This window comes from Candidatus Methanoperedens sp., assembly GCA_027460535.1.
Lineage (GTDB): Archaea > Halobacteriota > Methanosarcinia > Methanosarcinales > Methanoperedenaceae > Methanoperedens.
Map to the genome: position 1 here is coordinate 237,509 of JAPZAR010000011.1, position 16,470 is coordinate 253,978.

General features: G+C 45.4%; 20 protein-coding genes. 5 read left to right on the plus strand and 15 right to left on the minus strand.

The features are described from left to right. The first annotated feature begins 86 nt into the window (after window positions 1-86). Window positions 87-440 (plus strand): hypothetical protein, encoded by a 354-nt coding sequence (locus O8C65_05780; protein ID MCZ7356424.1) that lies wholly within the window; start codon window positions 87-89, stop codon window positions 438-440. A gap of 12 nt (window positions 441-452) precedes the next feature. Continuing rightward, window positions 453-800, plus strand: coding sequence for a peptidyl-tRNA hydrolase Pth2 (gene pth2, locus O8C65_05785; GenBank protein MCZ7356425.1), 348 nt, complete (start codon window positions 453-455; stop codon window positions 798-800). A 4-nt stretch (window positions 801-804) separates the two neighbouring features. Here pth2 and O8C65_05790 read toward each other — a convergent pair whose 3' ends face one another. The 9 genes from O8C65_05790 to O8C65_05830 all read right to left on the minus strand — a co-directional run bounded on the left by O8C65_05790 (window position 805) and on the right by O8C65_05830 (window position 8,638). After that, window positions 805-2,787: a DUF460 domain-containing protein gene (locus tag O8C65_05790; protein ID MCZ7356426.1), complete on the minus strand. Its 1,983-nt coding sequence runs from the start codon at window positions 2,785-2,787 to the stop codon at window positions 805-807. Continuing rightward, window positions 2,772-3,656: a serine/threonine protein kinase gene (locus tag O8C65_05795; GenBank protein ID MCZ7356427.1), complete on the minus strand. Its 885-nt coding sequence runs from the start codon at window positions 3,654-3,656 to the stop codon at window positions 2,772-2,774. The genes O8C65_05790 and O8C65_05795 overlap by 16 nt, the downstream gene beginning before the upstream one ends. A gap of 59 nt (window positions 3,657-3,715) precedes the next feature. Beyond that, window positions 3,716-4,264, minus strand: coding sequence for a hypothetical protein (locus tag O8C65_05800; GenBank protein MCZ7356428.1), 549 nt, complete (start codon window positions 4,262-4,264; stop codon window positions 3,716-3,718). Between the two features lie 370 nt (window positions 4,265-4,634). Beyond that, on the minus strand, window positions 4,635-5,375 hold the full coding sequence (locus O8C65_05805) for an MBL fold metallo-hydrolase (GenBank protein MCZ7356429.1): 741 nt from the start codon (window positions 5,373-5,375) through the stop codon (window positions 4,635-4,637). Next, window positions 5,372-6,643, minus strand: a complete 1,272-nt coding sequence (locus O8C65_05810) for an ATP-binding protein (protein MCZ7356430.1) — start codon at window positions 6,641-6,643, stop codon at window positions 5,372-5,374. The genes O8C65_05805 and O8C65_05810 overlap by 4 nt, the downstream gene beginning before the upstream one ends. A 56-nt stretch (window positions 6,644-6,699) precedes the next feature. Next, window positions 6,700-7,236, minus strand: a complete 537-nt coding sequence (locus O8C65_05815) for a metallophosphoesterase (protein MCZ7356431.1) — start codon at window positions 7,234-7,236, stop codon at window positions 6,700-6,702. Beyond that, the gene (locus O8C65_05820; protein MCZ7356432.1) at window positions 7,233-8,042 is read right to left on the minus strand and encodes a hypothetical protein; all 810 of its coding nucleotides are present in this window, start codon (window positions 8,040-8,042) and stop codon (window positions 7,233-7,235) included. The genes O8C65_05815 and O8C65_05820 overlap by 4 nt, the downstream gene beginning before the upstream one ends. Before the next feature lie 60 nt (window positions 8,043-8,102). Next, a complete protein-coding gene (locus O8C65_05825; GenBank protein MCZ7356433.1) occupies window positions 8,103-8,402 on the minus strand; it encodes a hypothetical protein in 300 nt (99 codons plus the stop codon). A 44-nt stretch (window positions 8,403-8,446) separates the two neighbouring features. Beyond that, complete coding sequence (locus O8C65_05830; GenBank protein MCZ7356434.1) at window positions 8,447-8,638, minus strand: hypothetical protein; 192 nt, start codon at window positions 8,636-8,638, stop codon at window positions 8,447-8,449. A gap of 114 nt (window positions 8,639-8,752) precedes the next feature. On the opposite strand from O8C65_05830, the gene O8C65_05835 reads away from it, so the two are divergent. Next, window positions 8,753-9,859: a hypothetical protein gene (locus tag O8C65_05835; GenBank protein MCZ7356435.1), complete on the plus strand. Its 1,107-nt coding sequence runs from the start codon at window positions 8,753-8,755 to the stop codon at window positions 9,857-9,859. On the opposite strand, the gene O8C65_05840 is transcribed toward O8C65_05835, so the two are convergent. The 3 genes from O8C65_05840 to O8C65_05850 are packed head-to-tail and all read right to left on the minus strand — an operon-like array spanning window position 9,860 to window position 12,301. Further along, a complete protein-coding gene (locus tag O8C65_05840; protein ID MCZ7356436.1) occupies window positions 9,860-10,996 on the minus strand; it encodes a hypothetical protein in 1,137 nt (378 codons plus the stop codon). It abuts the gene before it with no gap. Between the two features lie 36 nt (window positions 10,997-11,032). Further along, window positions 11,033-12,061, minus strand: coding sequence for a type II glyceraldehyde-3-phosphate dehydrogenase (locus O8C65_05845; protein ID MCZ7356437.1), 1,029 nt, complete (start codon window positions 12,059-12,061; stop codon window positions 11,033-11,035). 27 nt (window positions 12,062-12,088) lie between these two features. Continuing rightward, window positions 12,089-12,301 carry a CooT family nickel-binding protein gene (locus O8C65_05850; protein ID MCZ7356438.1) on the minus strand — a complete coding sequence of 71 codons (213 nt, stop codon included), beginning with the start codon at window positions 12,299-12,301 and terminating at the stop codon, window positions 12,089-12,091. A gap of 93 nt (window positions 12,302-12,394) precedes the next feature. Between O8C65_05850 and O8C65_05855 the strand changes: the two genes are divergently transcribed. Beyond that, on the plus strand, window positions 12,395-13,222 hold the full coding sequence (locus tag O8C65_05855; GenBank protein MCZ7356439.1) for an acyltransferase: 828 nt from the start codon (window positions 12,395-12,397) through the stop codon (window positions 13,220-13,222). Between the two features lie 77 nt (window positions 13,223-13,299). Here the strand turns inward: O8C65_05855 and O8C65_05860 are convergent, their stop codons facing one another. After that, window positions 13,300-13,803, minus strand: coding sequence for an amino acid-binding protein (locus O8C65_05860; protein MCZ7356440.1), 504 nt, complete (start codon window positions 13,801-13,803; stop codon window positions 13,300-13,302). 238 nt (window positions 13,804-14,041) lie between these two features. Between O8C65_05860 and O8C65_05865 the strand changes: the two genes are divergently transcribed. After that, window positions 14,042-14,638, plus strand: coding sequence for a YIP1 family protein (locus O8C65_05865; GenBank protein ID MCZ7356441.1), 597 nt, complete (start codon window positions 14,042-14,044; stop codon window positions 14,636-14,638). Between the two features lie 4 nt (window positions 14,639-14,642). Here O8C65_05865 and scpB read toward each other — a convergent pair whose 3' ends face one another. Continuing rightward, window positions 14,643-15,737: an SMC-Scp complex subunit ScpB gene (gene scpB, locus O8C65_05870; GenBank protein ID MCZ7356442.1), complete on the minus strand. Its 1,095-nt coding sequence runs from the start codon at window positions 15,735-15,737 to the stop codon at window positions 14,643-14,645. After that, entirely contained in the window at window positions 15,734-16,426 is a 693-nt protein-coding gene (locus O8C65_05875) for a ScpA family protein (GenBank protein MCZ7356443.1), read from the minus strand. Before O8C65_05875 ends, scpB begins: the two co-directional genes overlap by 4 nt. Between the last annotated feature and the right edge of the window lie 44 nt (window positions 16,427-16,470).

Sequence of the window (16,470 nt, forward strand, 5' to 3'; positions counted from 1 at the left end):
TGCGAACGCTTGAATAAATTTGAATTCTCACAGGGTGTATTATCTATACCAACATATTTATTTTAGAATAAGCGAATAAGTAACTAATGTCTCTCATCAATAAGGTTTCAAAATTTTTTAAGAAAAAAGACCGGACGTATGCTCCGGGAAAAGAAGACAAAGTCAAAATCCATAATTATGTGGGAAAGTTCGTGGTCCAAAACGGGGCTGAAATAGGTGAAAGTGTTGCTGTTGAAAGGGGAAGGCTCATAATAAAGAAATCGGATAGTTATTCTTCCATCCCGCTTGAAAAAATCCAGACCAACGCAGAAAAAATTGTCGTGGGTGATTTTGACATGGAAGAATCCCGGAAGTTTGGAAAAGAGTGGTTTGAAAAAAAGGATACCCTGAAATTTGATGATAAGGGAATGCTTATTTTAAACAAACCCGAGCCTCAATAATTCTTACTGGACATGCCAGAATACAAACAGTGCATCGTTGTGCGGGATGATCTCAAGCTCTCAAAAGGCAAACTTGCTGTCCAGGTAGCACATGCCGCTGTCTCAGCTTCTGATTTTGCAGGAAGGGATGTCCGAGAGGCATGGAAGGAAGGGGGACAAAAAAAAGTCGTATTGAGAGTAAACACGCTGCGGGAACTTTTTGAATTAAAGGAGATAGCTAGAAAGCATGGTCTGTCTACGGCTTTGATCGAGGATGCGGGACTTACAGAAGTGCCCCCTGGAACGGTCACGGTATTGGGCATCGGTCCTGCGGAAGCCGGCGAACTTGATAAGATAACAGGGCATTTGAAGCTTCTCTGAACGCTCATGTTCCCGAACTTTTCACGGCACGCCTCCTCTCGCTCCTGTACTCATCCACAAGCGATGCGAGCCACTCCTCTTTATCAGCCTTTCGCTTCTCCTCTGCCTTCTTATTCCATCCTTCGATCGCATTCTTTATCTCCTCAGGATCTATCACGGCCATCTCCTCCGCCGAATCAAAACTGATCTTTACATCCTTTGATGACAGCACCGGAATTTTCAGCTTAAACAGCTCTTCTTCCGCTGCATGCGACATCTCATTGCAGATTATCACAGCACGCACCGCGAGGTCGGCAAGAATCCTGGCGGTCATCGAACCTCCTCCGCTTGCGTCTTTAAGGAGAATGAGGTCGTCTTTATTGATCCCGAACTGTTCACGCGTCCTGAGGATGCTATCTTTTGTAAAAGCCTGGATGATTTTCACGGGGAGAACTCGTCCGCTGATCTCAAGCCGTCTTACATGTTTCAACTTATTTATTCTTTCGTTCAAGAATGAGATCCGTTTATTGTTCTCAGAAACTTTCCCGCGCAGGCTTGCGATTTCCTTATCGCGGATCCTGATCGCCTTTTCCTTTTTAAGCTCTTTATATACCTGATTTCGCTGCCGTCCGATCAATTCTTCCAATCCCTGGATCTCGTTTTTCCTTGACCCAAGTTCGTTTTTCAGCTCATCCTGGTACCTTTTCATTTCCTCGATATTTTCTTCATATCTTCGGAGCAATTCCCTTAAATGGAGTTCTCCCTCCCCGGGTTTTTCTTTGACCACCCCGGCTTGCGCAACTTTTGTCTCTTTTCTTGTAAGTTCTGAGATCACAGCATCAACGGACTTGCCCCTGACCACGAGGGCGATCGCTTCATCTGCATCAATTCCCGGTGGGAGCTTTTTCTTGATCTGTTCAAACTTGTTCTTATTCTTGCGATACACGGATACTGCAGCAGCTATGGCGTCACGTTCATGGGGATTTGAATATTCATACTGTCTGGCAAATTCTATCTTATCCTCTGTCGTGATAATATCATCAGGCGAACCCGGTACCGCATTAAATGCGCGGCGGATTTTTTCCACAGCGTTCGGAGTGGGAAACACGTCGCTTGCAATAATGAGCGGTCTCCCCTCCTCAGCGATCATCTCTATAACCTCAGGTATCGAGATGGTCCTTGAACTGTGTCGCCTTCTCAACTCCCCCTCAAGTGTGAGCACAGCAATTGCGGTTGTGGTGCCTGGATCTATTCCTACAATAATATAATCCCTTTTCCTTGTGGTTAGAGGTTTAAACGCCAGAGTATCACGTTCAATACTCTTTGCGCTCACCTGCACATCCCCGTACTTGCCCGAACTGATATGAAGGGAGCGCCGCGGCGCATCCACAAAAAATTCGGCTTTTGAATATCCCCCGAAACGTTCGACCACATCTTGCGAGTACGTGAATCCCCGAAGCTTTGATTGTTCATTCAGATAATCCTCAATTTCCCTGGCTTTCTGCCTCACATATCCGTGCACCTTTCGCCTGTATCTATTCTGGCTCCACCCCCCCTTTCCAAGCGATCTTCCCCTGCTCACTTTGATCGTTGTCTTATCCTCAAATGCGGAAACTTCATGCCCGATTCCCAGTTCTGCAAGCCGGGCGCAGGCAAGAGCTTCAGCATTCGGGTCAAACCTGTCAAATGAGAATCCCTGCTGCTTTGCAAGCTTTGTCAGCGGTTCGAGATGCTCACCTCCGGTCACCTGTACGAGTCTGGTACTTGCCGGTAATTTCCGCAGAAGTGAAACGAGCTCATTCCTGTCCGAAGCAAGTTCATGAACATTGTCGACCGCGATCAAATCAGGTTTTTCTTTCCAGGCCATTCTCAGGAATTTATGCAGGCTTACCATGCGGTGGTGTTCGACCTCACCATCCTTCAGGACCACGAGCGCATATCCGGGCTTTTCTTTCGACCTGAGAGAACCTTTTGCTATGTCTATCCCGAAGATTATTTTTTCGGCCATATCTCTATTATACTGTTTATCACTCCCTGAATATCTCTTTTTACCCTGTATTTCTTCGCAAAAAAGGTCAGGACATTGTCGATATCCCGGTAAAGCATCTCCTTTGCATTCGGATGCGAAAGGGTAATGTATTGCGGCCAGTCGATAATCTCACATCCGTATGGGTTAACGAAAACATTAAACTCGCTCAGGTCCCCGTGGACGATCCCCAGCCGGGCGGTTTTTTTTACTGCGGTCAATATCTCATCCAGATACCACTCAGGTTCATCCACTTTTGTGTGCGCAAGTATCCGCCCTTCTGCAATGGACATTACTATAGCGTGCCTGTTATTATCTATCGGTTCGGGAACACTCACTTCGGGATAGAGGATCTTCAGTGCATCGTATTCTCTTTTTGCAGCAAGGCGTGAGGCATACAGCCATGAAAGATGTTTTTTTCCGGATAAATGCCCCCTTTTTACTTTGACCTGTTTAAAACTCATCATGCCTTCCCTGTGGAACTTGATGACGACCTCCCTGTTGGTAATACCGCTTGTAGCGCTATAAACGCGCGATTCCTTCCCTACTCCCGCCACATCTCCAATCGCATTGACAGACCCCCGGCTTACCAGGGCTTTCAGGGCCAGCAGATCATAAGCTTCAAAGTATATCCTGTATCCTTCATAGCCAGGTATGTTCTTATGGACAAGCTTTTTTTCTGCAAGATTGGATAGGATGAACCCGACTTCTTTTACATCGAATGTTGTAAACTTGACTATCTCATCCAGCGGAACCCACTCATAGAATTTCATTTTGTTCTCTATGGCAATGAGAACCCGAAATTCTTTGTTCGAAGTGCTGAGAAATGTCTCAGGAATATTTTCCAGCATTAATTACTAGAAGCGATTCTGACTATAAAAAGTAATTATAAAAAAGAAAAGGAAGGCATTCACCTTCTTCCGCGCCCGCCTTTTTTATCCCCTCCGCGGGAATCTCTGCGGCCGCCTCCTCCTCCGCCATATCCGCTGCGCCTGAACCCGCCAAAGTCACTTCCGCCACTGCCGTACATGCTTCCGTAACCGCCGCCGCCTCCACCCCCGAAGCTGCTGCGTTTTCGCTCGGGCTGTTCAACATGCCTGTCCGAAACATTATTCTCAGTGTTGACTTCGGTAAGCGCTTCTTCAGATAACAGCATCTTTCCATATTTTCCGATATTCAATCGCATCGAGTTCCTGACGACAGAAATATAACCATTTTGAATCGATATAGTATCCCCGACCGCTATTTTTCCGATCTGGTCATCCCATAAGGAGAGGATTATACTTCCTGTTGCGTCGGCGACTTTAACTTCGCATACGCGTTTATCTCCAAACTTTGATTGGATGTCCTTAGTCTCTCCGATTTCGATTACTTTAAGGGTAGCATTAACATTTTTTGAATTTTCTGTCAGGTCTTTTACATTAAAATTTGTTGCCGTGTTGGTAGCAGTCGTTTCCATTTTATTACCTTTGTTTGATTTTAACTTCCCTCATGCTATTTCCCAGATGGAATTTCATTCACCTGTTCTTGAGTCAGAAGAAGTGAACACATTAATGTTAGTGTATTTAATATAGTTTCCGCATAAGAATCTGGAATTAAAGGCTATGGTGGAGTTTTTTTAATAGTCTATATATTTTTTGATATTTCCATAAAATTAATATACTTTAAAAACCTTTTGACTAATGGTCGAAAAATCTAGATGGAAGAAAAAGAGTTTAAGGATTTAGGGAAAGATATATGGGTGCGGTTGCTTCAAGAGACGGCGCGTTCTTCGCACATGGAAGGAAGCAAACCCCAACTACATAAAAATTGATCAACGGGCCGAGTGTTCAGTACTCAAACTCCATGCCGTCGTACCCCAGAGGCCATTCTTTTATTGATTCGTCATGGGGCGGGAAATTGTGGCTCAAATGTGTAAGAACAACTTTCTTTGCTTTCAAGAAAGATGAAAGTTCCATAGCATCCTTGGAATTCATGTGCTTGGGTATATTTCCTCTGGGAGGGATTATGGCATCTGCGATGAGGAGATCGGGCTCGAACATCAACTTGAGGCTTTTTTCAGGAATGAATCTGGAAGTATCGCCGGTAATTACAATCTTACTTTTTCCATCGCTAATGACCACACCGGCAGATTCCTTAATGGGAGGATGCGTGACCTCCAGCAATGTTATTTTAAGCTTGATTAAATCAAACGGTGCAAAAAAATCCACATCATGCCTGACCGGTTTCATGAAATAGAGATAACTCAGTATAGAATCAATCGTGCTTTTCAGCCCATAGACATTGACATTGTTCTGAACACGGTAGAAATCCCCAAAGCCTGCGAAATGATCGTAATGCGGATGAGTCCAGATCACCCCGTCAATATGGCTGATATTGCATTTCAGCAATTGCCATCGCAGGTCAGGACTGGTATCAATAAGGACTCTTCCGTCTTCGTTTTCGACCAGAATTGAGAACCGCAGTCTTCTGCTTTTGCCTCCAGCATGCGCATCCATGCATGTAGGGCATGAACATCCGATCTTAGGTGTACCGACCGCATCGCCCGTTCCAAGCAGAGTTATCTTCATCCCGTTTCATCCATTTTCCGAATCAGGATCCTCTTGTTAAATTCGTTGACCCCCCGCAATAAATCCTGCTGCGTAAGAACAGTTCTTTCTGTTATGAGGCCGTTCAGAACAGCTTCCCTGACTATCAGGCGCAAATCCGAGCCGGAATATCCTTCGGTCTTTTCCGCGATCTCCGCGGTATCAAAGCTTCCTTCGATTTGGCGCAGTACTATATCGAGTATCCTTTTCCTCATATCCTTGTCAGGTAACGAGAAATCCACTATCTCGTCAAACCGCCTCCAGGCCGCATGGTCAAGTATCGTAGGATGATTTGTTGCGCCTATGAGTAGAACGCCATGCTCGACCAGACTTATCTCATCTATGGCTTTTAATAGCGTATTCACAGCCCTTTTCAGTGCCGCGTGTTCATCCGTAGCCCTCGCCTTAGCGACAAAATCGAATTCATCTATGAAAAGTATGCAGGGGCTCAGGCGTTTTGATAGTTCAAAAACCCGGTCTATGTTCTTGGCAGTCTCACCGAGGTATTGGTCGGTCACCTGGGAAAGTTTCACCTCAACGATCGGGATCCCGAGTCTTCCGGAAAGAGCCCTGGCAGTTGAGGTTTTCCCTGTACCTGGCGGACCTACGAATAACAGTTTACCTATTTCGCGAAGACCGATGCGTTTCAGGTAGTCACGGTACTGGATAGCCTTTGACATTTTCTCGATTTCTTCTTCCTGTCCCTTTGTCAGGACAAGGTCTTTCAGGTTCTGTTTGATGTCTTCGGGGGCATCGATATGGACTAGTTTCAGTGTATCCTCTGCCCCCTTCTCAGATTCAATACCTTTGAGGAGGGAGTTAATCCATTCCCTTCCGCTCTCCTTCGGCATATTGGATGCCTTTGCCTTTTCGTAGCTGACAGGAAGCGAGTCATAATTCTCAAAAAAAGAAGCAAGAACCGGATTCCTGTTGATATTGTCAACACCTTCAGCGTGCTTCGCGAACCATTTTGCCGCAAGGTCGAAAACTGTTAATTTAATCTGGGAACCGAACTCTTCGAATTCGAGGAAAGGCAATGCTTTAGTGCTGCTCTTTACATTCTCAAGTCCGTATATGGTTTTTATGTCCCCTTCTGTGACATATATGGGACGCTTTACGGTTTTTTCATTCTCGTCCCAGTAGTGTTTCCTTATTTTCTGGGGAAGATCGTCAATGCCGAGCCTATCTGTCTCATTATAAAGATATGCGGTCAGTACCAGTTCCGTTATTAAGAGTTTATCATCGGTCATGTTAAACTTCATTATTAGGTAACTGAACGAGATATAGTTTACTCAAAAGAAATCGGTTATTTCATAAAATACCTGGCACTCTGGATTGCACTGCATCCCTCCCCCTCGAACGTGATGACTTTTCCTGATACGCCACGTTCATCTATAATTAATTCGACAGCACTCGGCTCTGATAATCTGGGGGCGGTGGGGCTTCCGGGGCAAACGAGGAGCACATCTGACTTTTCGATCACAGGTTTATGTATATGTCCGAATACCAGGATATCCACGCCCATTTCTTTTGCCATATAGCGCGCACCCGTGGTATCCTGGAGAGAAAGGGCAGCCTCATGGACGATTCCGATCCTTATGTTTTCGATATCTACGACTTTACGCCGTGGCAATATATTTTTTAATGCCATTTCATCCATATTCCCATACACGGCCTCAAGCCTTTTAATGCCTGAGAGTTCTTCATATACATCCCTCGAGACAAAATCTCCCGCGTGGATCAAGAGGTCAGCTTCTTTGAATAACTCAATAAGGGCTGGTGGTATCTGTCCCTTGATCGGTCCATCCTTTATATGCGTGTCAGCGATTGTTATGATTCTCATGCGTAACCATAATCCGAGTAGTTCAATTCTTTTTTAATATCCGATAAAAATATCCTGTATACACCACTGGAAAAATCAATCCATTCCTTGAAATCGGAATTCAATTTCCTTCCAAGCATATCCTCTTTTTCTGTCATGCTGGCTTCACCCAAACATTTGAGATCTTCAAGGTTTCTTTCAACATACCAATAAAGTGCGGTCTCAGCATAGGGTTTTGGGACAAGGGGAGATACATGGGAGATTTTCAGCATGAGTTTTTTTTCTTTTGCAAGTTCATCGGGGGTTATCCCGCTCCTTTCAATGGCTTTATCCAATGTATGGTCGCTGATTTTCCGCTTTTCCTCAGGCGTGAATTTACGAGCATCGTTCCTCATGTTCTCTTCGTATATCTCTTTCTGGAGCAGTTCATGTTCAAGCGTGTATCTTAACATGCTCTCACTGGCTTCTTCCAGGTACATTCTATTCAGGGTTATTATCGAGTACCATGAACCCAGGTAATACCGCCTGTTCAGCGCCACGGCGTAATCAAAAACACACGGCATCGGAACGAAGATGCTCTGTGAGAAGACCACCGCTTCGGTCGAGAGCAGCAGGATTTTCCCGGGGGCGAGTTTTTTCACGACATCAAGGCCATCGGTCCCGTATACGGATTCGGGTTTCTCCAGGTACTGCTCGCTCAGGCTGACAATTTTCTTTATTTCATGGGGCTTTAACTGGCTTATTGCGAAAGCTACGTCCTTTGCAGCAGATTCTATCCACAGGGTATACTCTTCTTCAAACTCCTTCCTGGAAAGCTGTCTCTGCATGAGTGAATAATCGCAACCGCGGGATAAATAGTTAGTGGCCTGGATCCAGGTTACATTGGTTCAGTGGTAGAACCTTGTGCGGGATTCCCGTGTCAAATGCTCTTTTTCAAGCTTGGAGCGCGTCTCTTCGAAAACAGTTTTGATGTGGGCTTCATCGCACAGCGCCTCATCTTTACCACATTCTCCGCCATTTTTACATTCCTGTGCCAGACGCAGGGCACGCGCTTCAAGCATTGGGAGTGTCTCCTTAATTGTATGTTCAAACCATGCGTCATCCTTGTTCAAGACCCCAACGAACATCGCGGGCAGAACGTCCCGTTCTATGGATTCAAGCCTCTTCCTTGCACTAATTGTTACCATTAAAAACATAGTGAGTTATCAAGAATATAAAACTTGGGATTTCTTTAATCGGCAGTTCTTCTGAGAAAGAACTGATGTACAAGAAAAATAACTATCCAGAAAATAACCGCTCCTTCCAAAGCTCCTTTCCAGTCCAGGATTTTTTCTACAGAGACGAGATATTTCAAGGCAATAAAAATGATAAAAAAAACAACTGAAGCCGCCGATGCCGTAAAAAAAGGACTTTTTTTTTCCATGAAATAAACACATGGCTTTATTATAGCAAATATCTTTCCCTGAATTCAAACACAATCCCTATCCAAACTATAGAAAGATTAATACATTCATAATAATACTACCTGAACTATTATATGAGCGAGGAGATTCAGACGATAGTCGAGGAAAAAAAAGAACAGGTTCCAGTTCCTCAGACCAATGGAAAGCGGGCCTTTTGCGTGGCGCTCCCGGTATCCGGTGGAAAACCGTTAAAATTAATGGGCGATAACCCGCACGAATTTATCCAGTTCCTTAAAGACTCATCTGTAGCCTGGTTGAATTTTCCGGTGACGGACATGAGAAAAGATGCGGACATGATTGCGGTTTCTCTTGGTTTCAGCTCTTCTCTCGTACCCACCGTCATCTCCAATTACCTGTCTGCTTATGAAGACCGCGACACCGAAATGGGATTGATGCTCCCTGCAGTGGCTGTAAAAAAATTCGATGTCTTAATAAGCCCGGTTCTGATTCTGATAAGAAAAGACCTGATCGTCACGATCCATGAGGAGAATGTGGACCGTTTTATCCGTCTTTCCCGCTATGCAGATGCCTTCATGAGAAAAATAAAACCCAATCTCATACCTGAAGATAAATTAACAATAGTCCTTACAAGAATAATCGATGAGAACATTAACAGGAACTTTGACCATTTGCGGGAGATAGAGGCCCAGGGGGACGAGCTGAGCAAGATTCTCCTGGACACCAATACTCCAAGAGGACTGATCGCCCCAGAGATATATAACATGAAGCATGCTCTCATAAGCTACATGGATACGCTTTGGGCTACCCTTGATGTGGTCAACTCACTGCGACATGGGGATGCGGAACTCATAACCGACAGCCCTAAATTACTGGCGCGGGTGGGCATACTTTCCGACGATGTGAACAGGCACATAGCGCTCAGCGAGCACATGTCGGACGTGCTGGCGTCAGGTCTTGAGGTGCTCCAGAGCATCTACAACAACCAGCTGCAGATATTGAACAACAGGCTTGCTCTTGTGATGACATGGCTTACCATACTTGGAACCGCCGTGTTAGTTCCAAATACCCTGGCGACTGTATTCAGCAACCCGGCTTTCAATATGGGACCGCAGGACAAAATATGGTATTCCGTCCTTCTCATTGTATCCACAATAATCTCTACATGGGCGGCTTACTGGTGGATTAAGAGGAAAGGATTGTTGCCGTTCAAAGTGGACTGATCATTTCTTAGAAATAAGATTCGAAATTCCCAGGATCACTATCATCGCTATAACTATTATTGCCAGGATTATCAGCATAGTTGTTATGACATCCTTAAGAGCACTGGCAGCCGGAGTTTCCTTGACTTCTGGAGTCTGGACCACCGTCGTGACCGGTGTTGCAGTGGCCACTGTTGTCCCTTCTGCAATTGTCGGCGCTGCAATCGGCGTTCCTGCGATTCTCCCTGCCACATCGCCCAGAGCGATTTGAACAGTACCGGCAGCATCTATCGCCGCATACGCGAACTTGCTTCCGTCACGACTGAAGGAAGGGCTTCGCTGTTTGAAATCGGAATCAACGAACAGTCTCTTGTTTGTCCCGTCCTGGTTGATCGCAAAGATTTTCTCCCCTGAGGACGTGACGTTTTCATATGAAATGTATGCTATTGTGTCATCCGGCCCCCAGACTGGGTTATTCTTCTTGATGGTATCAAAGGTCAGCCGCTCTCTTGATGTTCCTCCTGCATCCACTTTGAAGAGCTCAATTTCATAATTGGCGGTGTAGGATACATACACGATATTCTTTCCATCAGTGCTGATTGAAGGGCTCCACTGCTTGAAATTATCTACAAAAATTAACCTTTTCCCGGTTCCATTCGCATAGACCGTATACATCTTCGGGTTTGAAGTCTCATCAAGGGAGGTATATAGCAGCGTCTTTCCATCCTGGCTCCAGGAGGGGGGTGCCCAGGTCGGAGGCTTATCTTCCGCAGCGTTGCCCTGTCTAGTATTATCCAGTATGAGCTGCTTGTTATCTGTCCCATCAGGATTTATAACAAATATCTTTTCCAGACCGTCTTTTCCAAAAGAAACATAAGCTATCTTTTCCGGCCCCCATGCAAGACCCCACTTTTTAGTCGTGTCGTTGGTAATGGCTTTCTCTCCAGAACCGTCTGCGTTTATAATAAATATCTGCTGGTTGAAAGAATCATCATAGGATACGTAAGCTATCATCGTGCCATCAGGGCTGAGCACAGGATCCCAGAGGTTTGTTTCGGAGATATTGAGTTTTCTCAGGTTCTCTATGGAAACAGCCCCGGCTGCGCTGACAGTGGAGAACAATAAGATAAGGCAGATTCCGAGAGATACCTTTCCCATGAGCATAGATTATAAGTGAAACATGATAAACTTTTCTCAATATTTTGAATTTGTTATTCCCAGTGCCCTGTTCGTCTTTTTTATTGAGCTTGCACCATCTTTCTCAAGCTCAAGCAGCGCGCGGATGGCATCCACATTTTCGGGAACCACATCTGATTCCTGGTGTATCGCCTGGAAGAAGTAAAGCTCCCCTTTGTTGATGGAAATCGAGTCTTTCCATACTATATTTTCCCACATGTCCCCCCTCGGCCTTCCCATGTCCCTGGCGAATTCCATTACTTCGGCTGTTGATTTGATCCTGTCTTTGCTGCTAATGAGCCTGATACGAGGTCTTTTCTCAAAAACCTCCGCGACATCATCTTCACTGCATCTCTTTTTTAACTCTATGTTCAGCGCATGGAGGTGCATGAGAGTGGTTGAGGTTTTTACACCCACTGTCGTGATATCAATATCGGGAAGAATCGAGTTCACATCCGGCCCGTGGTGTGAAGGGAGTTTGATCGGGTCCGGAACAAGGGCGTTTATGGGGCCCGTTTTTATATCATTGGGATCGGCAGCCCTTCTCATCAGAGTTACCCTTGCCTTCTTGACACCGAAAGCAGTATCAAGGGCATAGAGCACCCGGACAAGCCCGGTCGTATTGCATGAGACCACTCTAGCAAAATCCCGCCCCAATGCGTCCTCATAATTTGCCTCGGAATTGAAGGAGAACCCAGTCAGTTCGTGCTCTTCCCCGCCCTGCCAGATGGCCTTTATGCCATGTTTTTTATAAAGTTTCTTATATTCTTCCCCAAAATCCCCGGGAGTGGCGTCAACCACGATGTCTGCCTTATCCAGAAGGTCTTCCAGCGTTCCACTGATCTTGATGTTTGATTTATTGAACTGCTCGGTATTCTCCCCGGATACCGTATAAACGTCATATCCTTTTTCAATGGCGAGACGCGCTTCATAACTCGGTTTTGTCTTCACCACACCCGTGATTTCCATGTCATCCTGTGCCGCTACTGCGTCTGCAACACGTTTCCCTATTGTTCCATATCCGTTTATTGCGACTTTTGCTTTCATCTGTTATTCTCCCAGAAACCAGATCATTCAGGTATCTATTACAGCTTCCTGTTTTGTAAGATTGACGTCGATTATCCTTCCCGATACGGTTCTTGTTTCACCCAGAAGGCTTTGAAGTCGGATGGAATTCTTATCTGCAGTTATTCTCACTACATCTTCCATAATGGTTTTTCCTTTAAAGATCACCTTGAGCTCGCACATGACAGCTAAATCGGTCTTGTTGATATTAAGATTTATCATATAAAGGAACTATTATACTCTGGAGACTTAGATATCCCTGAACTCAAAGGCTTGATAATACCGGATCATACGGTTATGGAGGAGCATTCCATATTGGTTGACGGTGACGTCCTGGTAGGGAATTATTCAGAACTTGGCTACGGCCTGATTGCCAAATCGGTAGTTGCAGGGGAGCATGTCAGGATCAACGGCAACATCATTTCCGAGAGCGATATTCGGATAGACATGTGGTCTGAGATAACTGGTGAGGTCAGGACAAAGACAGATGCATATCTTGGAGAATTCGTAAAGATAAATGGAAAACTCTTTGCCGCAGGGAACCTGGATGTGGGAAATGATGTTACGATCAGTGGGGGCTACGAAGTTAAAGGATGGCTCGTTGTCCGAAACCCGCTACCAGTTGTGATGTTCATTTTCTTTTATATGATGGCATTGCTGCGCCTTGGCAGCGAAGAGGAGGTGGAAAAAGCGCTTGAGGAGCTGTTCTCGGATGATATGCCTGAAAATAAGGTCATGGTCGTACCCAACAGGGCAAAGATCGACCTTGAAGCTATAAAGACCACCACGCGCGCCATTATCGGGAACCACTGCAAGCTGGTGGGCAATATCCGCGCCCGTTCCATTTCCGTAGGGAACCATGTGACTCTGTTCGGAAGTATCCGCACGACAGGTAATATCACCACAGGCGCAGGGTGCACCATCCATGGTAATCTGGCCTCCAGGGAGAAAGTTAAAATCGGGAGAAACTGCAACGTTCTAGGAAAAGTGACCGCAGATTCCATATTGGTTCATGAATCGTCCAGAGTTGATGGAGATCTAATAGCTGCAAATGGGGTAACAATAGAACAGGACGACCTCGAAGGTCTGGATGATCTCGAAAAGAAGCTGTTCTATGGATTCATGCTGCTTGAAAATCCCTAGTCGGCTGGAAAAAATGAACAACGCACCAATGCGTCAGGAGTTGGGCTTTCTGTCTTCAGGATTTGCGGTTTTTCCGTTCAGTAAACCGTTACACTCTGTACGCCTTTTATCCTGGTAAGCGCGCTCACAAGCTCTCCGCTCACCTTGCCTTCGGTTATTATAGTGAGTTTTGGATTTTCGGATAGATAGGGATCTTCCGATACAGCCTGCCTGATGGATATTCCGTGCTCTGCTACTGTGGATGACACGCTTCCCAGAAGACCTTTTTGGGCTGCGTTGTCCGGCATGATGACTATTACTCCCAGACCGAGCTGGGGCGCAACGTCCCTGAGGAAAGGTATGGTACGCACATTTTTAAATATCGCCATGAGCTGATCATCCTTGAGAATGGTTTCACATGTGGCATCAACTACCCTTCTATCCACCCCGATCTCCTTTGCGATCTGGGTATGGGCTATTTCGATGTTCCCGGAGACCACCCTGCCTTTATCATTGATCTGGAACCCTCTCTCGAGAAGCAGCCTGATTACCTTTTCCTGTGCCGGATGGTTCCTGAATTTTTCCTGGAGTACGCTCCACATTACAAGTAATATGGTAAAGCTGAATACAAATGCTTTGCTGCGAGATTCGGAAGATGGCTCTGTGGAATAATGATAATGGGTACACCTTATACAATCCTGTGGCTAAAATCAGGGAAAATCACAACTACAAACATTTCCTGATCGATGCAAGATTTTGTATTTACCGCATGCATTAAAAATTTTCATGTAATACGCAAATATATATAATTAAACAGCTGATTAATCTTCGGTGGTAATATTGGATTTCATTGAAAAAGTAAAGGGATTTTTAATAGAGCCGGCAAAGACATTTGACGCCGTGAAAGAAGACAGTCTGGAAGAGACAATAAAATATTACGCTATTATTGCGGCTATAAATTCCGCACTTTCTGCAGTATTGTTGGCATTCGCAGGTGCCCTTCTTGGCTCGATGATGGGATTTAGGGGCCTTGGGATGATAATGATGGGTGTAGGCGCTGGTGCGGCGATACTATTCTTTATAGAGTCCATGATTTTAGTAATTATAGGCGCATTCATAGGCGGGGCAATCCTTCACATTTTCGTATATCTCTTAGGCGGAAGAAAAGGAATTGAACAGACAATAAAAGCTGTTATGTACGGATTAACGCCGTTGTTATTGCTTGGCTGGATTCCAATCATAGGTTTTATCGCAACCATATGGTCATTAGTTCTTGAGATTCTCGGAATACGCCAGCTTCAGGAACTCACCACCGGAAAAGCGGCTCTTGCTGTGCTTATACCTGTCATAATAGCTGTTATAATAGCCATAGTTATTGCAATTATTTTTGCAGCAATTATGTTCGGAATAGGTGGACCTTATGGTAGAGGTTATTAATCCTCTACTTCTTTATCTTTTTCAAACCTACGATCACAGCATCATACCTCTGACATATTCTCTTAACGACATCCACCTCTGCATTTTTATGTGTGGGGATCAGGATATCAGCCCCGCCCCCAATCTCTTTTCCTTCGCTTGACGTGCCGTAATCAGGCGCGATCTTCACGCCATCGGATGAAATACCCAGGCGCAGTTCATTTACCATGCGCGATACCATTTCTGTTTGCGGGGCGGTTTTTGCTGTGATAGAAAAAGTTCTCTCGATATACTCATCTTTCAATCCCAAGATCCGGTCGATACTCTCTTTGACTTTCATTTTACTTCCGTACTCAGCAAGGATATTTATCGAATTGATCAGGTCTTCGAAAGTGGCGGCAGTGATCTCGATTATCCTTCCGTCAAAGTATGAACCCACTCTGTTCTCATATCCTCTTGGAATCAAAAGGACTCCAAGTTCCTGTATCTTATCCCGTTCCCCGTTTGTAGGATCATAAGGGTTTACCACCTCATATCCTTCAATTCCGCAAAGCTCCATCAATGATTCGTACATTGGAGTGACGCCTATTCCCTGTTTTCCGAGCCACTTATCAAGTCCCATCTTTTGCTCTCTCGCAAGTTCTATGATCTTCTTCCTGATGGCTTCAGGGTCCTGGGAATCGAGATTGAAGTACTCTGCAAACCTCTGTGTTGTTTGAAGAAGCCGCGTCCTGCCCTGAGGCGCAGCTGATACAAGCCCGCTCTCCTCAAGTTCCCTGACATGATCGTAAGCTGCGCCGCCGCGCCTATCCACAAGTTCGGCCATTGTTATGGGCTGGTGATAAGCTATCATCGCCAGTGTACGCAATACCGGGGAGCGAAGTTCCTTGGGCGCAACAGATCTGACCATTTCCGCATATTCGGGCTTGACCTGCATTACGAACCTGCCCTCGATCTCCTTAATTTCAAGGGCACAGTTGCGCTGTGAATATTCATCCATCAGTTCCTGAAGCAGTAAGCGTACATTTTTCCCTCTCATAAGGTTGCGAAGCTGTTCCACATCCAGGGGTTCACCGGAGACGAACAGAGCGGCTTCGATAATGTCCTTATCCCCGCTCAATGGGCCCTCCTGATAAAAAGCTCACCAAAAAGCTCTTCCTGGTCAAGCCATATCTCCTTTTTCGTTGCAAGAAAAAGAAGCGCAAGATAAGCCATCACTTTTCCCGTCCTGTCAAGTGTTCCTGCGAGGTCCGAGAATCTGATAATGTTCTGTTTTTCAAAAAGCTCGTTAAGCAGATTCCTCATCTTGCCGACCCGACTTTCGATATCTTCTTCATGAGCTATTGAAAGCACTTCCTCGATTGTGGTGCGGCGTTCAATCTTCCGGTTTTCAAAACGTTCAAACCTGCGCTTTTCTATTGACTCGGCTTTTTTCAGCTCCAAAAGCAATTCCTCGAGCGTCACAGGGCGTCTTGATGATCTGCGAAGAGGCAGTGCCGGAACGGGGTAATCGCTGACCTCAAATTGCGAAAGGTCATCATCAATTGTCTCATTCGTGTCATCCACTTCCACAAGAACATTGGACTTCATACGCAGAAGGATGGATGCATATAACAATGTCCTCCCTGACACACGCAGATCCATCTTTTCGAGTTCTTCCACCTGACGCAAGAATTTGTCTGTGACCTCAACGATGTCGATATTCCAGGGGTCTATCTCGCCGTTCTTTGCAAGGTTCACAAGGATCTCGATCGGCTCTTCGAGCACATTGGAAACTATTTGAGCCTCTCCTTTAGCGCCATCGGTCATGTTCAGTTTATATAACTATATAAAAGCAGATAAGGATTTTGTTA

Coding starts and splice junctions, on each gene's coding strand:
- O8C65_05780 (MCZ7356424.1), top strand. CDS start 87: ATGTCTCTCATCAATAAGGTTTCAAAATTTTTTAAGAAAAAAGACCGG.
- pth2 (MCZ7356425.1), top strand. CDS start 453: ATGCCAGAATACAAACAGTGCATCGTTGTGCGGGATGATCTCAAGCTC.
- O8C65_05790 (MCZ7356426.1), bottom strand. CDS start 2,787: ATGGCCGAAAAAATAATCTTCGGGATAGACATAGCAAAAGGTTCTCTC.
- O8C65_05795 (MCZ7356427.1), bottom strand. CDS start 3,656: ATGCTGGAAAATATTCCTGAGACATTTCTCAGCACTTCGAACAAAGAA.
- O8C65_05800 (MCZ7356428.1), bottom strand. CDS start 4,264: ATGGAAACGACTGCTACCAACACGGCAACAAATTTTAATGTAAAAGAC.
- O8C65_05805 (MCZ7356429.1), bottom strand. CDS start 5,375: ATGAAGATAACTCTGCTTGGAACGGGCGATGCGGTCGGTACACCTAAG.
- O8C65_05810 (MCZ7356430.1), bottom strand. CDS start 6,643: ATGACCGATGATAAACTCTTAATAACGGAACTGGTACTGACCGCATAT.
- O8C65_05815 (MCZ7356431.1), bottom strand. CDS start 7,236: ATGAGAATCATAACAATCGCTGACACGCATATAAAGGATGGACCGATC.
- O8C65_05820 (MCZ7356432.1), bottom strand. CDS start 8,042: ATGCAGAGACAGCTTTCCAGGAAGGAGTTTGAAGAAGAGTATACCCTG.
- O8C65_05825 (MCZ7356433.1), bottom strand. CDS start 8,402: ATGGTAACAATTAGTGCAAGGAAGAGGCTTGAATCCATAGAACGGGAC.
- O8C65_05830 (MCZ7356434.1), bottom strand. CDS start 8,638: ATGGAAAAAAAAAGTCCTTTTTTTACGGCATCGGCGGCTTCAGTTGTT.
- O8C65_05835 (MCZ7356435.1), top strand. CDS start 8,753: ATGAGCGAGGAGATTCAGACGATAGTCGAGGAAAAAAAAGAACAGGTT.
- O8C65_05840 (MCZ7356436.1), bottom strand. CDS start 10,996: ATGGGAAAGGTATCTCTCGGAATCTGCCTTATCTTATTGTTCTCCACT.
- O8C65_05845 (MCZ7356437.1), bottom strand. CDS start 12,061: ATGAAAGCAAAAGTCGCAATAAACGGATATGGAACAATAGGGAAACGT.
- O8C65_05850 (MCZ7356438.1), bottom strand. CDS start 12,301: ATGATAAATCTTAATATCAACAAGACCGATTTAGCTGTCATGTGCGAG.
- O8C65_05860 (MCZ7356440.1), bottom strand. CDS start 13,803: ATGTGGAGCGTACTCCAGGAAAAATTCAGGAACCATCCGGCACAGGAA.
- O8C65_05875 (MCZ7356443.1), bottom strand. CDS start 16,426: ATGACCGATGGCGCTAAAGGAGAGGCTCAAATAGTTTCCAATGTGCTC.